At 55.1% G+C, this 18546-nt stretch carries 16 protein-coding genes; 13 read left to right on the top strand and 3 right to left on the bottom strand.

Annotation, left to right across the window (positions count from 1 at the left end):
* Positions 1-71 precede the first annotated feature (71 nt).
* Both rep and UN63_RS17050 read left to right on the top strand, forming a co-directional pair.
* Complete coding sequence (rep, locus tag UN63_RS05795) at positions 72-2087, top strand: DNA helicase Rep (protein WP_104485830.1); 2016 nt, start codon at positions 72-74, stop codon at positions 2085-2087.
* Positions 2088-2522: 435 nt separating this feature from the next.
* A complete protein-coding gene (locus UN63_RS17050) occupies positions 2523-2696 on the top strand; it encodes a hypothetical protein (protein WP_181068188.1) in 174 nt (57 codons plus the stop codon).
* Here UN63_RS17050 and UN63_RS05790 read toward each other — a convergent pair.
* Positions 2675-3052: a c-type cytochrome gene (locus UN63_RS05790; protein ID WP_373294574.1), complete on the bottom strand. Its 378-nt coding sequence runs from the start codon at positions 3050-3052 to the stop codon at positions 2675-2677. The genes UN63_RS17050 and UN63_RS05790 overlap by 22 nt on opposite strands.
* A 292-nt stretch (positions 3053-3344) precedes the next feature.
* On the opposite strand from UN63_RS05790, the gene UN63_RS05785 reads away from it, so the two are divergent.
* Together UN63_RS05785 and UN63_RS05780 are read left to right on the top strand one after the other, a co-directional pair.
* A complete protein-coding gene (locus UN63_RS05785) occupies positions 3345-3881 on the top strand; it encodes a MarR family winged helix-turn-helix transcriptional regulator (RefSeq protein WP_219821075.1) in 537 nt (178 codons plus the stop codon).
* A gap of 170 nt (positions 3882-4051) precedes the next feature.
* Positions 4052-4672 (top strand): glutathione S-transferase family protein, encoded by a 621-nt coding sequence (locus tag UN63_RS05780; protein WP_104485828.1) that lies wholly within the window; start codon positions 4052-4054, stop codon positions 4670-4672.
* 31 nt (positions 4673-4703) lie between these two features.
* Here UN63_RS05780 and UN63_RS05775 read toward each other — a convergent pair whose 3' ends face one another.
* A complete protein-coding gene (locus tag UN63_RS05775; protein ID WP_104485827.1) occupies positions 4704-5612 on the bottom strand; it encodes a DMT family transporter in 909 nt (302 codons plus the stop codon).
* Positions 5613-5737: 125 nt separating this feature from the next.
* Here UN63_RS05775 and sbcD point away from each other — a divergent pair, with 125 nt between their 5' ends.
* Both sbcD and UN63_RS05765 read left to right on the top strand, forming a co-directional pair.
* Entirely contained in the window at positions 5738-6949 is a 1212-nt protein-coding gene (gene sbcD / locus UN63_RS05770) for an exonuclease subunit SbcD (RefSeq protein WP_104485826.1), read from the top strand.
* Complete coding sequence (locus tag UN63_RS05765; RefSeq protein ID WP_104485825.1) at positions 6946-10368, top strand: AAA family ATPase; 3423 nt, start codon at positions 6946-6948, stop codon at positions 10366-10368. Before sbcD ends, UN63_RS05765 begins: the two co-directional genes overlap by 4 nt.
* A gap of 213 nt (positions 10369-10581) precedes the next feature.
* On the opposite strand, the gene UN63_RS05760 is transcribed toward UN63_RS05765, so the two are convergent.
* The gene (locus UN63_RS05760; protein WP_104485824.1) at positions 10582-12045 is read right to left on the bottom strand and encodes a DUF3360 family protein; all 1464 of its coding nucleotides are present in this window, start codon (positions 12043-12045) and stop codon (positions 10582-10584) included.
* Between the two features lie 249 nt (positions 12046-12294).
* On the opposite strand from UN63_RS05760, the gene UN63_RS05755 reads away from it, so the two are divergent.
* The 7 genes from UN63_RS05755 (at position 12295) to UN63_RS05735 (ending at position 18545) form a co-directional block, all read left to right on the top strand.
* Positions 12295-12978 (top strand): glutathione S-transferase, encoded by a 684-nt coding sequence (locus UN63_RS05755; protein WP_104485823.1) that lies wholly within the window; start codon positions 12295-12297, stop codon positions 12976-12978.
* 58 nt (positions 12979-13036) lie between these two features.
* On the top strand, positions 13037-14338 hold the full coding sequence (locus tag UN63_RS05750) for a mechanosensitive ion channel family protein (protein WP_104485822.1): 1302 nt from the start codon (positions 13037-13039) through the stop codon (positions 14336-14338).
* 542 nt (positions 14339-14880) lie between these two features.
* Positions 14881-15516: a hypothetical protein gene (locus UN63_RS16935; protein WP_146084719.1), complete on the top strand. Its 636-nt coding sequence runs from the start codon at positions 14881-14883 to the stop codon at positions 15514-15516.
* 53 nt (positions 15517-15569) lie between these two features.
* The gene (locus tag UN63_RS05745) at positions 15570-15884 is read left to right on the top strand and encodes a hypothetical protein (protein ID WP_104485821.1); all 315 of its coding nucleotides are present in this window, start codon (positions 15570-15572) and stop codon (positions 15882-15884) included.
* Position 15885: 1 nt separating this feature from the next.
* Positions 15886-16560 carry a C39 family peptidase gene (locus tag UN63_RS05740; protein WP_104485820.1) on the top strand — a complete coding sequence of 225 codons (675 nt, stop codon included), beginning with the start codon at positions 15886-15888 and terminating at the stop codon, positions 16558-16560.
* 11 nt (positions 16561-16571) lie between these two features.
* Positions 16572-17024 (top strand): hypothetical protein, encoded by a 453-nt coding sequence (locus UN63_RS16930; protein ID WP_146084718.1) that lies wholly within the window; start codon positions 16572-16574, stop codon positions 17022-17024.
* 276 nt (positions 17025-17300) lie between these two features.
* Positions 17301-18545, top strand: coding sequence for a VpsR-related response regulator (locus tag UN63_RS05735; RefSeq protein WP_104485819.1), 1245 nt, complete (start codon positions 17301-17303; stop codon positions 18543-18545).
* The last annotated feature ends 1 nt before the right edge of the window (position 18546 follow it).

Raw genomic sequence — 18546 nt, 5'->3', positions numbered from 1 at the left:
TAATCCCCGTCCTTTAACCCTTTGGCTGCAGCCGGTAGAATAAGCACCCCTGTTCAGCTGTCGGAAATGCCATGAAACTCAATCCAGCCCAAGACGACGCCGTACGCTACATAGCCGGCCCCTGCCTGGTGCTGGCCGGCGCCGGCAGCGGCAAGACCCGGGTGATCACCAATAAAATCGCCTATCTAGTGCGCCAGTGCGACTACAAGGCGCGCCACATTGCCGCCGTCACCTTTACCAACAAGGCGGCGCGGGAGATGAAGGAACGGGTAGCCCAGACTCTGGGCAAGGGCGAGGCCCGGGGACTGATGGTGTCTACCTTCCATACTCTGGGGCTGGATATCATCCGCCGCGAACACAAGACCCTGGGCCTGAAGGCCGGCTTTTCGCTGTTCGACGATCAGGATCAGCTGGCGCTGATCAAGGATCTGACCGAGAAGGAGCTGGAAGGCGACAAGGAAAAGATCTCCCGTTTGATCAGCACCATCTCCAACTGGAAGAACGATCTGGTGCTGCCGGCGCGGGCGGCGCGGTTGGCCAGCGATCCGGAAACGGTCTTGTACGCCCAGTGCTACGAGCGCTATCAGCGGCAGATGAAGGCCTACAACGCGCTGGACTTCGACGATTTGATCCTGATGCCGACCCTGTTGCTCAAGACCAACAGCGAAGTGCGCGCCTTCTGGCAGAACAAGATCCGCTACCTGCTGGTGGACGAATATCAGGATACCAACACCAGCCAGTACGAACTGGTCAAGCTGATTGCCGGCGAGCGCGCTCGCTTTACCGTGGTGGGTGACGACGATCAGTCCATCTATTCCTGGCGGGGAGCCCGGCCCCAGAATCTGGTGCTGTTGCAAGAAGACTACCCCAGTCTCAAGGTGATCAAGCTGGAGCAGAACTATCGTTCCCGCGGACAGATATTGCAGTGCGCCAATATCCTGATCGCCAACAATCCCCACGTGTTCGAGAAGCAGCTGTTCTCGGAGATGGAGTATGCGGCGCCGGTAAGGGTCTTGTTCGCCAAGAACGAAGAGCACGAGGCCGAGCGGGTGGTGGCCGAGATCATGGGCCACAAATTCATGAACGGCAGCAAATTCGGCGAATACGCCATCCTCTACCGGGGCAATCATCAGTCGCGGATGCTGGAAAAAACGCTGATGACCAACCGCATCCCCTACAAGATCAGCGGCGGCACCTCGTTTTTCTCCCGGGCCGAAATCAAGGACATCATGGCCTACCTGCGGCTGCTGGTGAATCCGGACGACGATAACGCCTTCCTGCGGGTGGTGAATACACCACGGCGGGAAATCGGCCCCACCAGTCTGGAAAAGCTGGGTACCTACGCCAACAACAGGGGCAAGAGCCTGTTTGCCGCAAGCGCGGAACTGGGGCTGGAGCAGACTTTGACCGGCCGTGGTCTGGTGTCGATACGCGCCTTCAGCGACTGGCTGGTGCGCCGGGGCGACGAGGCGGCGCGCGGCAACGCGGTCGAGGCGGTGCGCGACATGATCAAGGACATCAACTACGAAGAATGGCTCTACGAAAGCTCACCCAGCCCCAGAGCTGCCGAGATGCGCATGCAGAACGTGTCCACCCTGTTCAAGTGGGTGAGTCAGATGCTGGAAGGCTCGGATCTGGACGATGCCATGACCCTGCCCCAGGTGGTGACCCGGCTGACCTTGCGCGACATGATGGAGCGCGGCGAAGACGAGGACGACGGCGAACAGGTGCAGCTGATGACGCTGCATTCCTCCAAGGGCCTGGAGTATCCCTATGTGTTCATGGTGGGCATGGAAGAAGGGTTGTTGCCGCACCAGAGCAGCATCGATGAAGACAACATAGAGGAAGAGCGTCGGCTAGCCTATGTGGGTATTACCCGGGCCCAGCAGGCGCTGACCTTTACCCTGTGCCGGGAGCGACGCCAGTTTGGCGAGCAGATCCGTCCAGAGCCCAGCCGTTTCCTGCTGGAGCTGCCGCAGCAGGATCTGGACTGGGAACACAATCGCAAGCCGCCGAGCGAAGGTGAACGGATGGAAAAAGGCCAGGCCAGCATCGCCAACCTGCGAGCCATGTTCGGCAAGAAATAAAGCGGTAATCCATAAGCTGTCAGCGGTAATACCAATTACATTAAACACTCGATCTGTTTGACTGTCATGCCAATCCCGGACAAAGGGCCCGTTCCACCGACTCGCTCAAGCACCTCCTTGTGACGCTCAGCACATGACGTCCGACCGCCATGGACGGCGGGAGTGCCAACATTGCAGGAGCTTTTGTTGGCCCTGTCATGTGATGGTCGGTGGAGCAGATCCCTTTGCCCTCCTTGATGCTCCTGCGTTGCCTGTTGGTGCCGTCTGCAGGCAACTCGGAGTTCCAGAAGAGGCAACAGAGAACGGCTCCCACGACCGTGAAATGCCAGGGCCGAAAAATGCTCCTGCCGTTCCGGCATTCCCGCCGTCCCTGGCGGTCAGATGGCATTTCCGAGCCCCCACGGATGGGTTTATGGCGTGTCGAGGGAGGCGGCTGTGTTGCCTCTGGTCTGGGGGCCTCAATATGACCAGATCATTACTGGGATTGGTATAAGTCAAACAATCGTCGTTGAGGATACGGCGCAGGCAACAAAAAAGCCGCATTTCTGCGGCTTTTTATCAAAAACGGCTCAGAGCCGCCGTTTTACTCAGATGGCGTCGATCATGTAATCAACGGCGTTGGCAATTTCTTCATCCGAGCAGTTGCCACAGGCACCGCGAGGTGGCATGGCGTTGAAGCCATTCAGCGCGTGGTTCAGCAGAGTATCGCGACCCTTGGCGATACGGGATTCCCAGGCGGCAGCATCACCCTTGATGGGCGCGCCGGCAGCGCCGGTAGCGTGACAGGCGGAACAGGCGGCGGTGAACACAGCATCACCGCTACGCGGTTCGGCGGGTTCGCTGCTGCTTCCGGCGGCAGCGGTGTCGACAATGCCTTCCAGATCGGCGGCGGTGTAGACGCTGCCGACCGGCTTGGTACGCTCGGCAACGGCTTCAGGCGACATATCATTGGCGGCGTAGGCCATACCACTCAAAGAGGCAGCGGCAACGCCGGCAAGCAACAGGTTTCTTAACAGGCTCACCTTTTTATTCTCCCAGTTGGCTTATTTATTTCCATTGAATTTCGTTAAACCCGCGGAGTATACCCCAAGTGTGGCGGTCATTAAACGGTCGGGTTAAAAGCGGGGCGGACTGAAAAAACCGAGTTTGCTGCGACCTGGGATGCATGACAGCCGCGCAGCGACGGAATTCTTTATGTTATTATCAATATCTCTTGATATGAAAATGGCTGCGAGCAGAACGGAGCATCCGATAATAATGAATGATAACCACACGCAGAATACCTCTTCCGGCACCGGCGATCAGGTGATGGATCAAATCGACCGCATCATTACCCTCTGGCAGCGTGTTCGCCCCGATCTGGACTTTGACAGTACCGAGGTTATCGGCCGCATCGTGCGTCTTGAATATTTCATTACCCGCCGTGTGTTGCAGGACCTGGCTCATTACGGGCTGAATGTGGGCGAATTCGACGTGTTAGCGGCCTTGCGTCGTCATCCGCCGTCTTTCCAGCTATCTCCCAATCAGTTACAGAGCATGGTGCTGATTTCTTCCGGTGCCCTGACCAACCGTATCAATCGGCTGGAAAGCCGTGGTCTGGTCAGCCGGGCTCAGGCGGATCATGATCGGCGCGGTGTCATTGTGACGCTCACCGAAGAAGGTTTCAGGGTGGTGGAAGAGGCGGTCAGGCATCATCTGGCTGCCGAGGCCGAACTGGCCGGCGCCCTGTCGAGTGATGAGCAGCAGCAGCTTGCCGTTTTGTTAAAGAAAATGCTGCTGAAGGTGGAAGACTGAGGCCTACTTCAACTTTATGACTATCCGGTGGCAAAGTATGGGCAGGAATATCGCGCATTGTCGTTTTCTTGCTGATAATTAATCGAGACATAAGCCGGAGGCTCGGGCCGGCTAAATACCAAAAATACAGACTGACCGAGCGGCCTGAGGGCCACCAAGGAGGTTATTGAATGAAGTTATATTACAGGCCAGGTGCTTGTTCACTCGCTCCGCATATCGTGCTGTCCTGGCTGGACATACCCTATGAGCTGGAATTGGCGGATACCCGGGATCCCGAGTTTCTCAATATTAATTATCTGGCTGCGGTGCCGGTGCTGTTTACCGAAGAGATGGGGGCCCTGTATCAGAACAGCGCCATCTTGCGTTATCTGTCGCGTTTACCCGAAGGCGAGCATCTGGGGCCGGGTACCGATCCTGTGCTGCAATATCAGTGTGATTACTGGCTGAGCTTTTTCAACACCGATGTTTATCGGGCCCTGGCACCTCACTTTACCGCCCGTAAATACACCACTGATACGAGTGGAGCGGCGCTGGATGCCATCAAGGCGGCGGTGCCTGCACAGGCAGCACCCCTGCTGCAGCGGATGGACCATCATCTGGCCAGTCGCAACTGGTATATGGATGACCATCTCAGCATAGTGGACGCCTGCGCCTTCGTGTTTACCTTCTGGGCCTCGCGAGTGTTGCCTGACGGACTCAATGCCTATCCTAATGTTGCCCGTCACTTTCAGGACATGAAAGCAGATCCGGCGGTGCGCCAGGTTCTCGACAAGGAAGGGTTACCGCTTTAAGGCACATGCTGTAAAACATGGCGTCGGCTTTTTAGTGACGCGCCACTATCAGCAGGGTGCCTATCACGGTTGCCAGCGCCCCCAGCCAGGCTCCATTGGCCGGGCGGCGCTTCATGATCAACCACAGCAAGGGCAGCACCAGCACAGGGCTCACCGAACTCAGCATGGCCACCATTCCCACCTCACCATGGCGCAGAGCCAGCAAGATCAGTGTCATGCCGACGCCCATCGCCAGAAAAGCGTTCATTGCCACCATGCCGAAGATTGACCAGTTGATGTGGCGCAAGGGTTTGGCGACCGATAGTCCACACCACAGCAGCGCCAGGTGAGCCAGAAAGGCGGCACTCATGCGCACCGCCGAGGCCGATACCGGATCTAGCGGGTCTATCTCGCTCATCATCACCGGCTTCACCATCAGGGTTGCCACCGACTGACACAGGGCCGACACCAGTCCCAGTGCGATACCCGGCCAGGGGCTGCCATTGTCCTGCTCCCAGGCGTGGGTTTCATTGCTGCGTTTGCCCATGAAAATGGCGGTCATCACACCCCCCACCAGCAGGAAGCAACCGACCAGGGTCCAGCCGGCGATCACCTCACCGAACACCAGGTAGGCCAGCAGGGCGGAAAACAGCGAATGGGTGGCAAACAGCACCCCGGCCCGGCGGGGGCCGAGTCGGTTCATGGCGGCAAAAAGCGCGGTATCGCCGATGAAAATGCCGATCAGGCCGGAAATGGCCATGATACTCAGGCCGTGACTGCTCAGGCTGCTCCAGCCGCCGGTCAGCAAGGCGACCGACCACAGCATCAGGCTGACACAGAACATGCGCCAGCGGGAAAAGGCAAAGGCGCCCAGATGACGGGCCGCATTGGCCGACAGCAGGCTGGCCACGGCCCAGCAGGCCGCCGCCGCCAGGGCGAGATAATCGTATGAAAAGGACATGTATCACTACAAATCAGCGGGAAAGGCCCAGTCTAGCAAGTTTTACTTCGCCGCCAAGGGAGATTTGCCAGCCATCGGCTTAGCGGGTTTAATAGCGGTCTCTGCCGTCACCAACAAGAGTCACCATGCGCATACTGCACACCTCCGACTGGCATCTGGGCCAGCATTTCATGGGTAAAACCCGCCTCGATGAACACAAGGCCTTTCTGCGCTGGCTGGTCGAGCAGGTAAAGGAGCATGAGGTGGCGGCGGTGTTGGTGGCGGGCGACGTGTTCGATACCGGCACCCCGCCCAGCTATGCTCGCGAGCTTTATAACGGCTTTATCGTCGAACTGCAGCAAACCGGCGCCCAACTGGTGATTCTGGGCGGCAATCACGACTCGGTCGCCATGCTGAACGAGTCTCGCCGCTTACTGGGGTGCCTGAATGTACAGGTGATACCGGGCATGCTGGACGATGCGGATCATCAGGTGCTGGTGCTGTCAGACCGCGACGGTCAGCCGGGCGCGGTATTGTGTGCCGTGCCCTTCATCCGGGCGCGCGAGGTCATGGCCAGCGAGGCCGGGCAAAGCGCCGCCGACAAGCAACAGGCCTTGCAACAGGCCATTGCCGATCATTACCAACAGCTGTTCGAGCGGGCCGAGCAGCAACGGCAGCAGCTGGGGTTGCCATTACCCATCATCGCCACCGGCCATCTGACCACGGTCGGTGCCAGCAGCAGCGACTCGGTGCGGGAGATTTATATCGGCACCCTGGACGCCTTCCCCGCCAGCGCCTTTCCCCCGGCCGACTATATTGCCCTGGGCCACATCCATAGACCGCAGAAAGTGGGCGGCCATGAACATATCCGTTACTGCGGCTCGCCCATACCGCTGAGTTTCGATGAGGTAGGGCAGCAGAAAGAGGTGCTGCTGGTCGAGGTAAGCGGAGAAGGGCTGCAAACGGTGACGCCGCTGCCGGTGCCGACCTTTCAGACCCTGGCGCGAGTCGGCGGCAATCTGGAGGAGCTGGCGGTAGCGATGAAGGCGGTGGCCGCCGACCATGAGGTCCCCGTGTGGCTGGAAGTGACCGTGTCTGAGGATGATTACCTGAGTGACCTGCAACCTCGTGTGGAGCAGTTGGCCGAAGGCTTGCCGCTGGAAATATTATTGGTCCGCCGGCAACGGGCCCAGAACGGTAACGGACTGACCGCCGAGCAGGGCGTGACCCTGAGCGAGCTGACACCGGTCGAAGTATTCGAGCGACGGCTGGCACCGGAGCCGCTGGAGGCCGAGCGGCAACAGGCGCTGAGCGAGCTGTATCGGCAACTACTGGTGCAGATGGAGGAAGAAGCATGAAGATCCTCAGCCTGCGTCTGAAAAACCTGAATTCCCTGAAAGGGGAGTGGAAAATCGACTTTACCCAGTCGCCGTTTCGGGACAGCGGCCTCTTCGCCATCACGGGCCCCACCGGCGCCGGCAAGACCACACTGCTCGATGCCATCTGTCTGGCGCTCTACCACCAGACGCCGCGCATGAAGAACATCTCCGCCAGCGGCAACGAGCTGATGACCCGCCATACCGCCGACTGTCTGGCGGAGGTGGAGTTCGAGATCAAGGGCGAAGGCTATCGCGCCTTCTGGAGCCAGCGTCGCTCCCGGGACAAGGTCGACGGCAAGCTGCAGGCCCCCAAGGTGGAACTGGCCCGGCTCGACGGCACCATTATCACCACCAAAATCAACGACAAGCTGAATCTGACCGAGCAACTGAGCGGCCTGGACTTTGGCCGTTTTACCAAGTCCATGCTGCTGGCCCAGGGTGGCTTTGCCGCCTTCTTGCACGCGGACGCCAACGAGCGGGCCGAACTGCTGGAAGAGCTGACCGGCACCGATATCTACGCCCAGATCTCGAAGCGGGTGTTCGAACAGACCCGGGAGCAGAAAGGTGCTCTGGGTCAGCTGGAAGCCCGGGCTCAGGGCATGGAACTGCTGAGTGACGAGCAGCGCCGGCAATACCAGGCCGAGATCGACGCCGCCGACGTGGAGCTGAAGCAAAAAAGCGCTGCTTTGCTGCAGGCACAAACGAGCTTGTCGCAGATTGCGGCCTATCAGCAGGCCACAGCGCAAACGGCGGAAGCCCAGCAACAGCTGCAAGCGGCCGAGCGAGCCTGGCAGGCCGACGAGCCGCAACGTACCCGATTGGCGCTGGCCCTGCCTGCCAGTCGTTTACAGTCGTCCTGGGCGCAACGCGAACAGCACCAAACCCGACAGCAGCAGCTGAACCAGCAGCTCAGCCAGTTACAGCGCGAGCAACAGCAGCTGACCGAACAGAGCCACCATGCTTGCTGGCAAGGGGTGCAGCTGAGCGAGCAGCAGATGAAGCAGTTACACCAGGCACAACAGCGACTGAGCGAAGAACAGACACAGCTTCAGCACAACATGGCCGGTAATCCGGTCGCCGAGCGCCTGGGTGAATATCTGGCAGGTTGGCGTGAGCAAATTCGCGGGCGGGAGAAAGAACAGAACACACTCGAACATGTGATCCAGGATCTGATCAAGCTGCAGACACAAGTGACTACTCTTGCTCACCAGCAACAGCAGTCGCAACAGCAAGCAGATGCGGCTCGGCGCCAGCTGGAACAGGCCAGCGCCGCCGAAGTGCAACAGCAACAGCGACTGGAACAAGCGCTGGCGGGGCAGTCACTGGTCAACTGGCGCCAACAGGTGCAAGGCCTCAGACAAGAGCAACCGGTGTGGAGCCAGCTGTTGTACAGTTGGCCGCAGCTGGCAAAACTGCAAACGGCGCACCAGACATTGCAGCAGCAGCTAACGGCACAACAACCAGAACTGACGCAGTTGGATCAGCAGCTGAAGCAGTCGCGGGCCGACTATAAGGTGCTGCAAGAGCAGATCCGCGATAAAGAAAAACTGCTGGAGCAAGAACAACGCATTCGCGCATTGGAACAACACAGGGCCAGATTACAGCCAGACGAAGCCTGTCCGCTCTGTGGCAGTGAAACCCACCCCTCCATTGCGGCCTATCAGGCACTGGATGATGCCACGGCGCTTAGTCTGGCTGACAAGCAGCAACAACGAGCCGAGCTTGAACAGCAAGGACAGCAACTTAACCAGACGTTTGCCAGACAGCAGGCCGAGGTTCAGCAAGCCGATCACCAGTTACAACAACTGACACAAGACATCAAGGCGCTCACTGAGCAGATACAAACCTGGCTGGCACAGCTTGCGATCGATGCTGAAAATCTGGAAGCGCAGCAGCAAGAAATTGCTCAGCGTCAGCTGCATTTACAAACCCTCGAGCAGCAACTCTCGGACATAGAGCAACAGCAAGAGCAGGTGCTGCAGGCGCAACAGCAACGCCAGCAAGCCGAGCAGACCCTGACTCAGGTGCAACATCAACACAGCTTGCAGGTGCAGCAGCAGCAGTCGCTTACCGAACGGGTCGAGCAGCAGCAGCACCAGATTAATCAGCAACAGCAATTATTGCAGCAACAAGAGGCGGCGCTGATCGCCTCGCTGCAGGCGCTGAATTGGTCGGCCCCGTCAAACTGGCAAACCTGGCTGGCGGAGCGTGAACAGGCATGGCAGCAGTGGCAGCAGCAACAGGCCCGCATGCAACAATTGCTGGGTGAGCAGCAGCAACTGACGGGCCAGCAACAGCAGGCCGAAGCCGAACAAGCCCGGTGGCAGGCACGCTGGCAGAGGTTTTCGCTTGCCGATTTTGTAGTATTGAGCGTAGTCGCGGACCCAAGTGCCGCCCTGGCTCAGCTTGCAGATCAGTGGCAAACACTGACAGAACAATTACAGCAAAAAACGGCTCGGCTACAGGCGATGCAACAGCAAGCCGCGGAGCAGGCCGTGGAGCTTGAAACCCGGCAACAAGCCTGGCTTCAGGCTCTGGCTGCGAGCCCCTTCGCCGATGATGCAGATTTTTTAGCCGCTCTGTTGAGTGACACCGAGCAAGAACAGTTAGCACAGCTGCAGCAACAGTTGGAGCAGGCATTACATAAAGCGAATACCTTGCTCGAACAGGCACAGCGGCAGCAGCAGACGGCTAGCGAACAACTGGGTGAGACCGCCCCCGCAGCTCAGGCAGCCTTACGGGAGCAGATGCAGCAATTACAAGCCGAACTCAACCGTATTCAGCAGCGTATCGGCGGCCAGCGGGCCAGCCTGGAAGCCGACGCCGAGCGGCGGCAGCGCCAGCAGGCGTTGTTTGCCGATATAGCGGCGCAGCGACAACAGCTGCAGCTTTGGGAGCAGTTGAACCACCTGATCGGTTCGGCCGACGGCGCCAAGTATCGGCGCTTCGCCCAGGGGCTGACGCTGGAACATCTGGTGCAGCTGGCCAATCAGCGCCTGGTGCGCTTGCATGGTCGCTACCGGCTGGCGCGCAAAACCGGCGGCGAGCTGGAGCTATTGGTGATCGACACCTGGCAGGCGGACGTGGCGCGTGATACCCAGACCCTGTCCGGCGGCGAAAGCTTCCTGGTCAGCCTGGCACTGGCGCTGGCGCTGTCGGATCTGGTCAGCAGCAAGACCCGCATCGACTCGCTGTTTCTGGACGAAGGCTTCGGCACCCTGGATGCAGAGACCCTTGAGGTGGCACTGGACGCGCTGGACGCGCTCAATGCCAGCGGCAAGATGATCGGGGTGATCAGCCATATAGAAGCACTGAAAGAGCGGGTGCCGGTGCAGATCAAGCTGAGCAAGAGCCAGGGCCTGGGTCTGAGCCGGCTGGCACCGGAATTTGCCGTGTAATCAGCTGTCATACCAATCCCGGACAAAGGGCCTGCTCCGCCGACCCGCTCAAGCACATCCTTGTCATGTGATGGTCGGTGGAGCAGATCCCTTTGTCCTCCTTGATGCTCCGGCATCGCCTGTTGGTACTCCTGCGGACAACTCGGTGTAGCAGAAAAGGCAACAAAAAAGCCGGAGCATGGCTCCGGCTTTTTATCTGGTTTGGTGTAACCGTTATTCGGCGGTGATCAGTGCCGGTATGCCCGGCAGCATGCCCACGGCGGCCATGATGGCCAGCAGGATGACAAAGGTGACACCGGGGATCACCCAACGGTCCGTCCGGCGCAGTGTCTTGCCGCGCTCCTTGTCGCCAATCAAGCCCAGGTTGTCGAGCAGCATGGTCATGGACCAGCCGAACACCGGATTGACGAAGGCGGAGGCGAATACCACTATGCCGGCAGACTGGCTGCTGGTGGTGTTGCGGGTCATCTGCATGCCCGCTTCCAGCAGCGGCATGAATACTCCCACGATCAGCGCCACCCGCAGTACCGGTGCCCAGACCGCCAGATCCATGGGGTAGCCCCAGAGCGCGGCAATAATGCACATGATGCCGGTCAGTATGGCGCCGGCGGGAATGGGGCGCTTGGCGATGGCGGCGGGGATCATGTAGGTACCCCAGGAAGACGCCAGGTTACCACCACCCAGTACGCTGCCTACCGCCTGACGGACCGAGGCGATGCCCATGGTGTCGTCCACGTTCATCAGCACCTTGGTGGCTTTTTTCGGGTAGTTCAGCTCCTGGAACACTCTGTGACCCATGAAGTCGGGCGACCACATGGCCACCGCCAGCACGGCGAAGGGGGCCACGCTGATGAAATGATGCAACTCGGGCCAGCCCATCTGCCAGCCGGTGTTTTCACCCCACCAGTAGGAAGGAGAAAGGTGTGGCATGCCGGGTTCGGTAACAAACTCGAAAGGCGCGCCCAGGGCGATGGCAATCACGAAGGCGATGCCGGAGCCGAGCGGAATAGACAACCAGCGCATCTCCAGCCGGGCCAGCAGGGCATACATGATGATGGTGCTCAGGATCACCGCGAAGGCGACATAGCCCATGTCCAGGCCATTGGCCCAGGCGGTGAGTGCCTTGATCTGGCTGAACAGGCCCACGGCGCCCAGATAAATCAGCAGGCCGCCGCGCACCCCGTCGCTGGTCAGCGCCATCAGCTTGCTGCCGCCCTTGCTGACACTGAGCAGCAGGCCGAACAGCCCGACCAGCAAACCCAGTGCCAGCGGGTGGCCGCCGGAGGCGACAATCAGCGGGATCAGCGGGATCATGGGGCCGTGGGTACCGGCCAGGTTGGCGGTAGGGTTGATAAGTCCCGAGAACAGGATCACGAACAGCACGGCGGCGATCAGCATTTCGAAGCGGACGTTTTCCACCACGAAGGCATCGGACAGCCCCAATGGCCCCGCAAAGGCGGCGACCACGGCGGCGACCATGACTATCTTGCCGATGGTGGCGGCGAGGGCGGGCACCAGGTCTTCCAGCTCGAAACTGTAATCCCTGAACGGCAGGTTCAGCCGCCAGCGTTTGGGCGACATGATCGACAGCTCATGCTCCAGATAGGCGGCACGGCTGTCGAAGTCGCGCCGGGGCTTGCGCTGATCGCGATAACTCTGGTTGTTGGGTTGTGACACGGGAGTCTCCTTGATGGTAACCATCTCAATGGTGTCATTGCGGAGTCCATGATATGACTTGTTATGGAATTGTTATATTCGACATAAGTCTTAATTGCTCGGGACTCATGACATCATCCTGAAATAGTGGTACCGGGGGATGGGAGCCTGTCTGTGGCATAGATAAAGCAGATGACAGCCGCTATGTTGGTGTTTTGTTATCTCATTCTTCAGGCCCGTGAGAATGGGCATCGTCAAGGGAGACATGGCGTGATACAGCTGCATCATCTGAATAATTCCCGTTCCCAGCGCATCCTCTGGCTGTTGGAAGAGCTGGGGCTGGAGTATGAAATAAAGCATTACCGGCGCGATACCGACACCCAGCTGGCGCCCGACAGCCTGAAGCGAATACATCCGCTGGGCAAGGCGCCTGTGCTGACCGATGGCGGCATGACCCTGGCGGAGTCCGGCGCCATCATCGACTATCTGGCGCAGACCTATGGCCGGGACACGCTGCTGCCGGCCAATAACAGCCCGGCCTGGTGGGATTATGTGTACTGGCTGCATTATGCGGAAGGTTCCTTGATGCCACCGCTGCTGATACGCCATGTGTTCGACAAGGTGCAGCAGGCGCCGGTGCCGTTTTTTATCCGGCCTATCGTCAACAGAATAGTGGCGGGGGTAGACAAGGTCTTTCTGCATAAGCAAATACAGACCCACCTGAATTTTGTGGCCGACCACCTGTCCTGCCATGACTGGTTTGCCGGCAAGCGCTTCGGCGCAGCCGACATCCAGATGAGCTTTCCGCTGGAGGCCGCCATGCACAGGAGTGAGCTGGCCGACAGCTACCCCCGGCTTCGTGCCTATGTTTCTGCTCTGCAGGCCCGGCCGGCTTATCTGCGCGCCCTGAAAGCCGGAGGCCCCTATCTTTACGGGCCCAAAGCCAGGGTTTGATAGTGGTGGTAATAGTCTTTAGCATGTCGGCCTGACTGTTACTGAACGGAACACCATGATGGACGAGGTAAAAGACCTAAAGGGGCTGATCATGCCCTGGCTGAATACTCATATTCCACAATACGCGGGCCTGGCCTATACCGCAGCCGTCTTGCTGCTCATCATCATCATCTCGGCGACAATCCACTTCGTCCTGCACCGGGTGGTGATCTCGTGGGTAGGCAGTCGGGCACAAGGTAATCGACAGGTCTGGCGCAAGGCATTTTTTGAACGCAAGCTGTTCAACCGGCTGGCGCAGACCCTGCAGGGAATCATCATCCATATTCAGGCCGGGCTCTGGCTCGACGGCGATGCCCTGGCGCTGCCCGTTATTCAGACGACGGCGCACCTGTGGGCCCTGCTCTATGGCCTGCTGTCGTTGTTTGCGCTACTCGATGCCCTGCTGGATATCTTTCGGCAAAAGCCCGCCATGCAGAATTTTCCCTTGAGAGGCATCTTTCAGAGCATCAAGCTGATTGCCAGTATCTTTATCGGCCTGCTGATTATCGCTACGCTGATTGGCAAGTCGCCGCTGCTGTTGCTTAGTGGCCTGGGTGCTATGACGGCGATACTGATGCTGGTATTCAAAGATCCCATATTGGGGTTGGTGGCGGGTATTCAGCTGTCGGCCAATAACATGCTGACCGTGGGTGATTGGTTGGATATGCCCAAATATCGTGCCAACGGTGCCGTGATCGACATAGGGCTAACCACGGTCAAGGTGCAAAACTGGGACAAGACCATTACCACCATTCCCACCTACGCGCTTATTTCCGACTCCTTTATAAACTGGCGGGGCATGAGCGAGTCGGGCGGACGACGCATCAAGCGCAGCCTGATGATCGACAGCAGCAGCGTGCGCTTTCTGGATGAAGAGGATGTGGCTCGCCTGCAGCGGGCCAGGCTGCTGGCGCCGTATCTGGAGCAGAAGGTAGAGGAAGTGAATCGCTATAACAGTGAGCAGCAGCTGGACCTGTCGTCACAGGTCAACGGCCGGCGGCTGACCAACCTGGGTACCTTTCGTGTCTACCTGAACACCTTTCTGAAGAGTCATCCGCAAATCCATCAACAGATGACCTTGCTGGCCCGTCAGCTCGAGTCCACTCCCAACGGCATACCGATGGAAATATATGCATTTACCACCACCACCAGCTGGGTGGAATACGAAGGTATTCAGGGCGATATCTTCGATCACGTGTTTGCGGTGCTGCAGGAATTCGGCCTGCGGGCGCATCAGGCCCCCACCGGATACGACATGCGGTCGCTGGGCCGGTCATCAACCCTTGATATCGATCGGGAAAGCATCCGCAGAGTGGGATGAACAAGCAACAATGAAGCAGGATGAAATAAAATAAGAAAGGGCCAATTGGCCCTTTTTTCATGTTGTCTTCGGTCTGGAAATGAAAGTACAAAAAAGTTCCCTTCATTTTTTAATAAAGACAGCTTCAATTGTATATCTATAATACAGTTAGCATCATTTGATTCCCTTTGACATGGCGAAGGGAGCAGCATCCTGACAAACTTGTTTATTATCAGTGGCTTTCTCATGTTGTAAAGGTCATTTTATTGCTCGATTCATCAGAATATGGTGTGCTTTCATGGTGCGCCGTATTAAATATGATACAAGTTTCTCGTTGTTTATTATTACTTGTGGTTTGTATATAACAAAGTGATGTATCGAACATTACCTTTGATACATCCCGTTTTTTTTACTCGGCTAATCTTTAAGTCAGGGTTGAGAAGAAACCCTGAACCCGACCAGAACACCCATAGTGATATACCAACAAGAAGTGAATGAGTTGATATGTCAGAGATGTATGGCCGGTAAAATAATTAGACGGTAAAAAGAAGAGGGATTTTATTATGTCTATGCAAAAGAAAACCTTGGCAATACTGGTTGCCCTGTCTGTCGGTGCTTCATTTGGTGCAGTAGCCAATGGCAGTGACCAAGGCCACACTACTGGAAACGGCCATAGGCAGAAGGTTGTCGAACATGAGCATGATTATGATCATGAGCATGATCACTCTGGTGATTGGAAAGGTAAAAAAAGAGGTCGCCGAGGTGGTGGTGACAGTTACACTCGGGGGGACAGTTTACGCTTGAGTGTAGGAGATATAGACATCTACGCCGTTGGGCAGGCAATAGAGTCCAAGCAGAAAGCAGAACTGGGTAATTTCGACTTCAACTGGGATCAGAAAAAAAATGATGCCTCAGCAGATGCCGATGCAAAAGCTAATCCGGATTTGACTTCCGGTCGACAAGGTATGAAGAAGCGTCGTTATGGCTATGGACACCCTAGTAGCGAAGCCGACTTGGCTAGCAATTCAGCCGATGGCGGTAAAGCTTTTGCTGTGGCCTCATCCAGCATGAAAGTGAGAACTGGTGATAACACCGTTGGTAATTCAGCAGCATTTCATGGTATCGGTACTCAGACCGCGGTTTCTGGTATGAATGTTAGCGTTCAGAATAGTGTGAATATTAATGCCACCAATTTCTGACTTTAAGCCTTGTTGCCGGCTCATGCAGGGCCGGCTATTTATCTGGAGGGAATATGAAAAAGTTGATTTATTTATCTGCTTTTTTTAGCTGCTCTCTTTTTGCTGGTCAAGGCTTGGATATGCTTGAGAGTGCAAATGACACCTTGCTTGAAAGAAGCCGGGGTATGTCCAGTCTGGTTCAGACTAATGATAGTCAGCAAGATGGTACCATTGGTGATAGTAATATGAGTAACTTGATAACAGGTAAAAACAGTATAAACCCTGGAGCTTTTAATAATGCTCGTGGGATTATTATGATTAACCTGGTGTCAGGTAATTCAAATATTACCAATATGAGTTCAAATGTTAATATAGTGTCGGTAAAGTGATATGAAAAAACTACTTTGGATGGTGGTATTTTTTCCGGCAGTCAGTTTTGCATTGAACTTTCCTGGAGCTGGAGGGTCTCGCTTGAGGGTGCCGGTGCAGAGCTTTTCCGAAATGAAATTTGGGGAGGTGGTGAAGCAGAAATATGATTTCAGCTGTGGTTCGGCGGCCTTGGCGTCCTTGTTGAGCCATCATTACAATATGCCAATGACAGAAGCTAAAGTTTTCGAAGAGATGTTCAAATTCGGAGACAAGAAGAAAATTGAAGAACAGGGATTCTCCATGCTGGATATGAAAAACTTCCTGGCGAGGAGGGGGTTAAAAGCAGATGGTTTCGAGTTGGGGAGGGACGATATTGTAGAGCTGGGAATGCCGGCAATCGCCTTGGTTAACTACAGTGGGTACAACCACTTTGTGATAGTTAAAGGAGTGATGGATGACAAGGTGCTGGTAGGCGATCCCGCATTAGGATTGCATATCATGAGTGCTGATGATTTTGACAAAAGCAGTAATGGTATATTTCTTTTTGTAAGGGATAAGGTCGACCTGGCAAAAGCTGGTTTTAATAAAGTGAAAGACTGGGAGCATTCAGCCCCCGACGCGCCATCTCGTATGGCATTGATGCAGCGCTTGCCACACCTGACAGATCTGATGTTGCCATCCGAGTATGATTACTGATAGAGGTGACAATGATGAAATGGCTGATAGTTTCACTGTTTTTTGTTCATGCTATGGCCTTTTCGAAAAGTTATGACGTTTTATTTGATAACGTACCTGCCTTATCGGAAAGCGTACTGGACCAGCAACGAGGTGGTTTTGTTTCACTTGGAGGTAACTATTCAATTGGTCTTACAATGAGTGTGCTGGTTAATGGTGCAACTGTTTTTCATAGCAACTTAACCAATCTGGCTAACTTGGCTAACAATGAAATTAAAAATGCAGGAGGGATTTCAGGTCTTAATATTACTCCTTTGCTCGGAAGAGGGCAGTTGGGTTATATAATAAAAAACTCGGCGAATGGAGTTGCAACTGATGCCAGGATTGATGTTGATTTGGTTACACCAATAAATATCGAGCAATATCGCTCTCGACAGCGAACGTCCAGCAGAGTGCGAGCAGCAACGGAGCGGTTAGGTTATTGATGGTTGTTGATGAAGTATCGTTGAATGTTCATGTATGTTTTTTTGTATCTTTTGTTATAGAACCGGTAAGATTTATTTGAATCTTGCCGGCTTTTTTGATGGGGCTTAATATGAGTCTCTGTGTCGATGTTATGAATTTTTAGTATATGGTACAGCTATTTCATTTTTTCAATTTTTTCATGTGGTTATGATTTGACTGTCTTGTTTGTTTCTTGCCTGGTTAAATTCTGTTCTATAGTGATATCCATCACTGGATGATAGTAGTGGTGGTACAAGATGGCCTTGGAAAGGGAGATTCTGGTTCTTCAGCACGCTAACTCTTCGGGTTTGAGAGTGTTGAGTAATCAATATGAGAATTGGTTCTTGGTTAGATATTCTAATCTTGAGGCGGCAGGGCTATATCTTGATAGTAAAGAGTCGGCAATAGGGATCATGGATTGTAGCAGCTCGGTGCAGCCCGATGCTGAAATAGAGCAGTGGTTAACCTGTTACCAGGGCGTATCCTGGGTTGCGATTCTTTCAAGAAAACAGCTGTTAAAAAAAGAGTGGCAACTCTTCGTGGCTACATATTGTTACGACTACCATACTATACCTGTGTCGGAAGAAAAGTTGTTTATTACCATAGGCAGAGCTTATGGGATGAGCAAGTTGAAAAACAAGTTAAGCCTGTCATTCCAGAAGGGAGAGGTGATAGGTCGGCATGAAAGCTTTCAGAAAGCCTTGAGACAGATCTATCGCTGTAAGAGTGGACCGGTAACGCTTTCGGGGGAAGCGGGAACGGGAAAGCGTTTGCTTGCAGAGCGGTGGGCCAAGCTGAACGGATTTGAATTTATAGCACTGGATGCCAGCAGTATAGAATTGACGAATTACCTTTCAAATCTTGGTAGAGCCACTTCTCATGGCTCTACCAGTGATGCCTGTCTTTGTATCAATGATGTCGTAGACCTGACGGGTTCTGAGCAAACTCATATTTGTAATTTTTTGTTGATGGAGGTGAGTGGCTGTGAGTTTGTTTTTTGTTGTGGCTTGAGTATTGATGAAGTTGATGAGTCCGGTTCTATTACATCTGAGTTTTTGACATTGCTGAAAAAAAACTGGATTGATATTCCTCCATTAAGAGACAGAGGGCAAGATAAGGTTATCCTGGCTAAATACTATCTTTACAAGCTGAGTCGGGAGCAGAAGAAAAGAGTACTTGGGTTTTCTAATGATGCCGAAGATGCCATTGCCAGTTACGACTGGCCTGGCAATGTTGATGAACTTATTGAAAGAATAACAACGGGATTGTTTTGTTATGAAGGAGATTATTTAAACGCAGAATCAATGGGGTTTGATAATACCCCCCTCACTGATAAATACAACAACTTGAGTCTTAGGCAGGCAAGGGAAGAGGCCGAAGCACTTGTCATAAAGAGGGTGCTTGAACTGGTATCGGGGAAACCAGGAAGGGCTGCCGAGCTGCTTTGTATTTCCAGGGCTTCGTTGCATCGATTGATAGCAAGATATGGAATCAGGAGATAAA

It is taken from the genome of Oceanisphaera arctica, assembly GCF_002936955.1.
Classification (GTDB): Bacteria; Pseudomonadota; Gammaproteobacteria; order Enterobacterales; family Aeromonadaceae; genus Oceanimonas; species Oceanimonas arctica.
The sequence above is the reverse complement of the archived record's forward strand: the minus strand, read 5'-3'. Positions and strand labels throughout refer to the sequence as shown.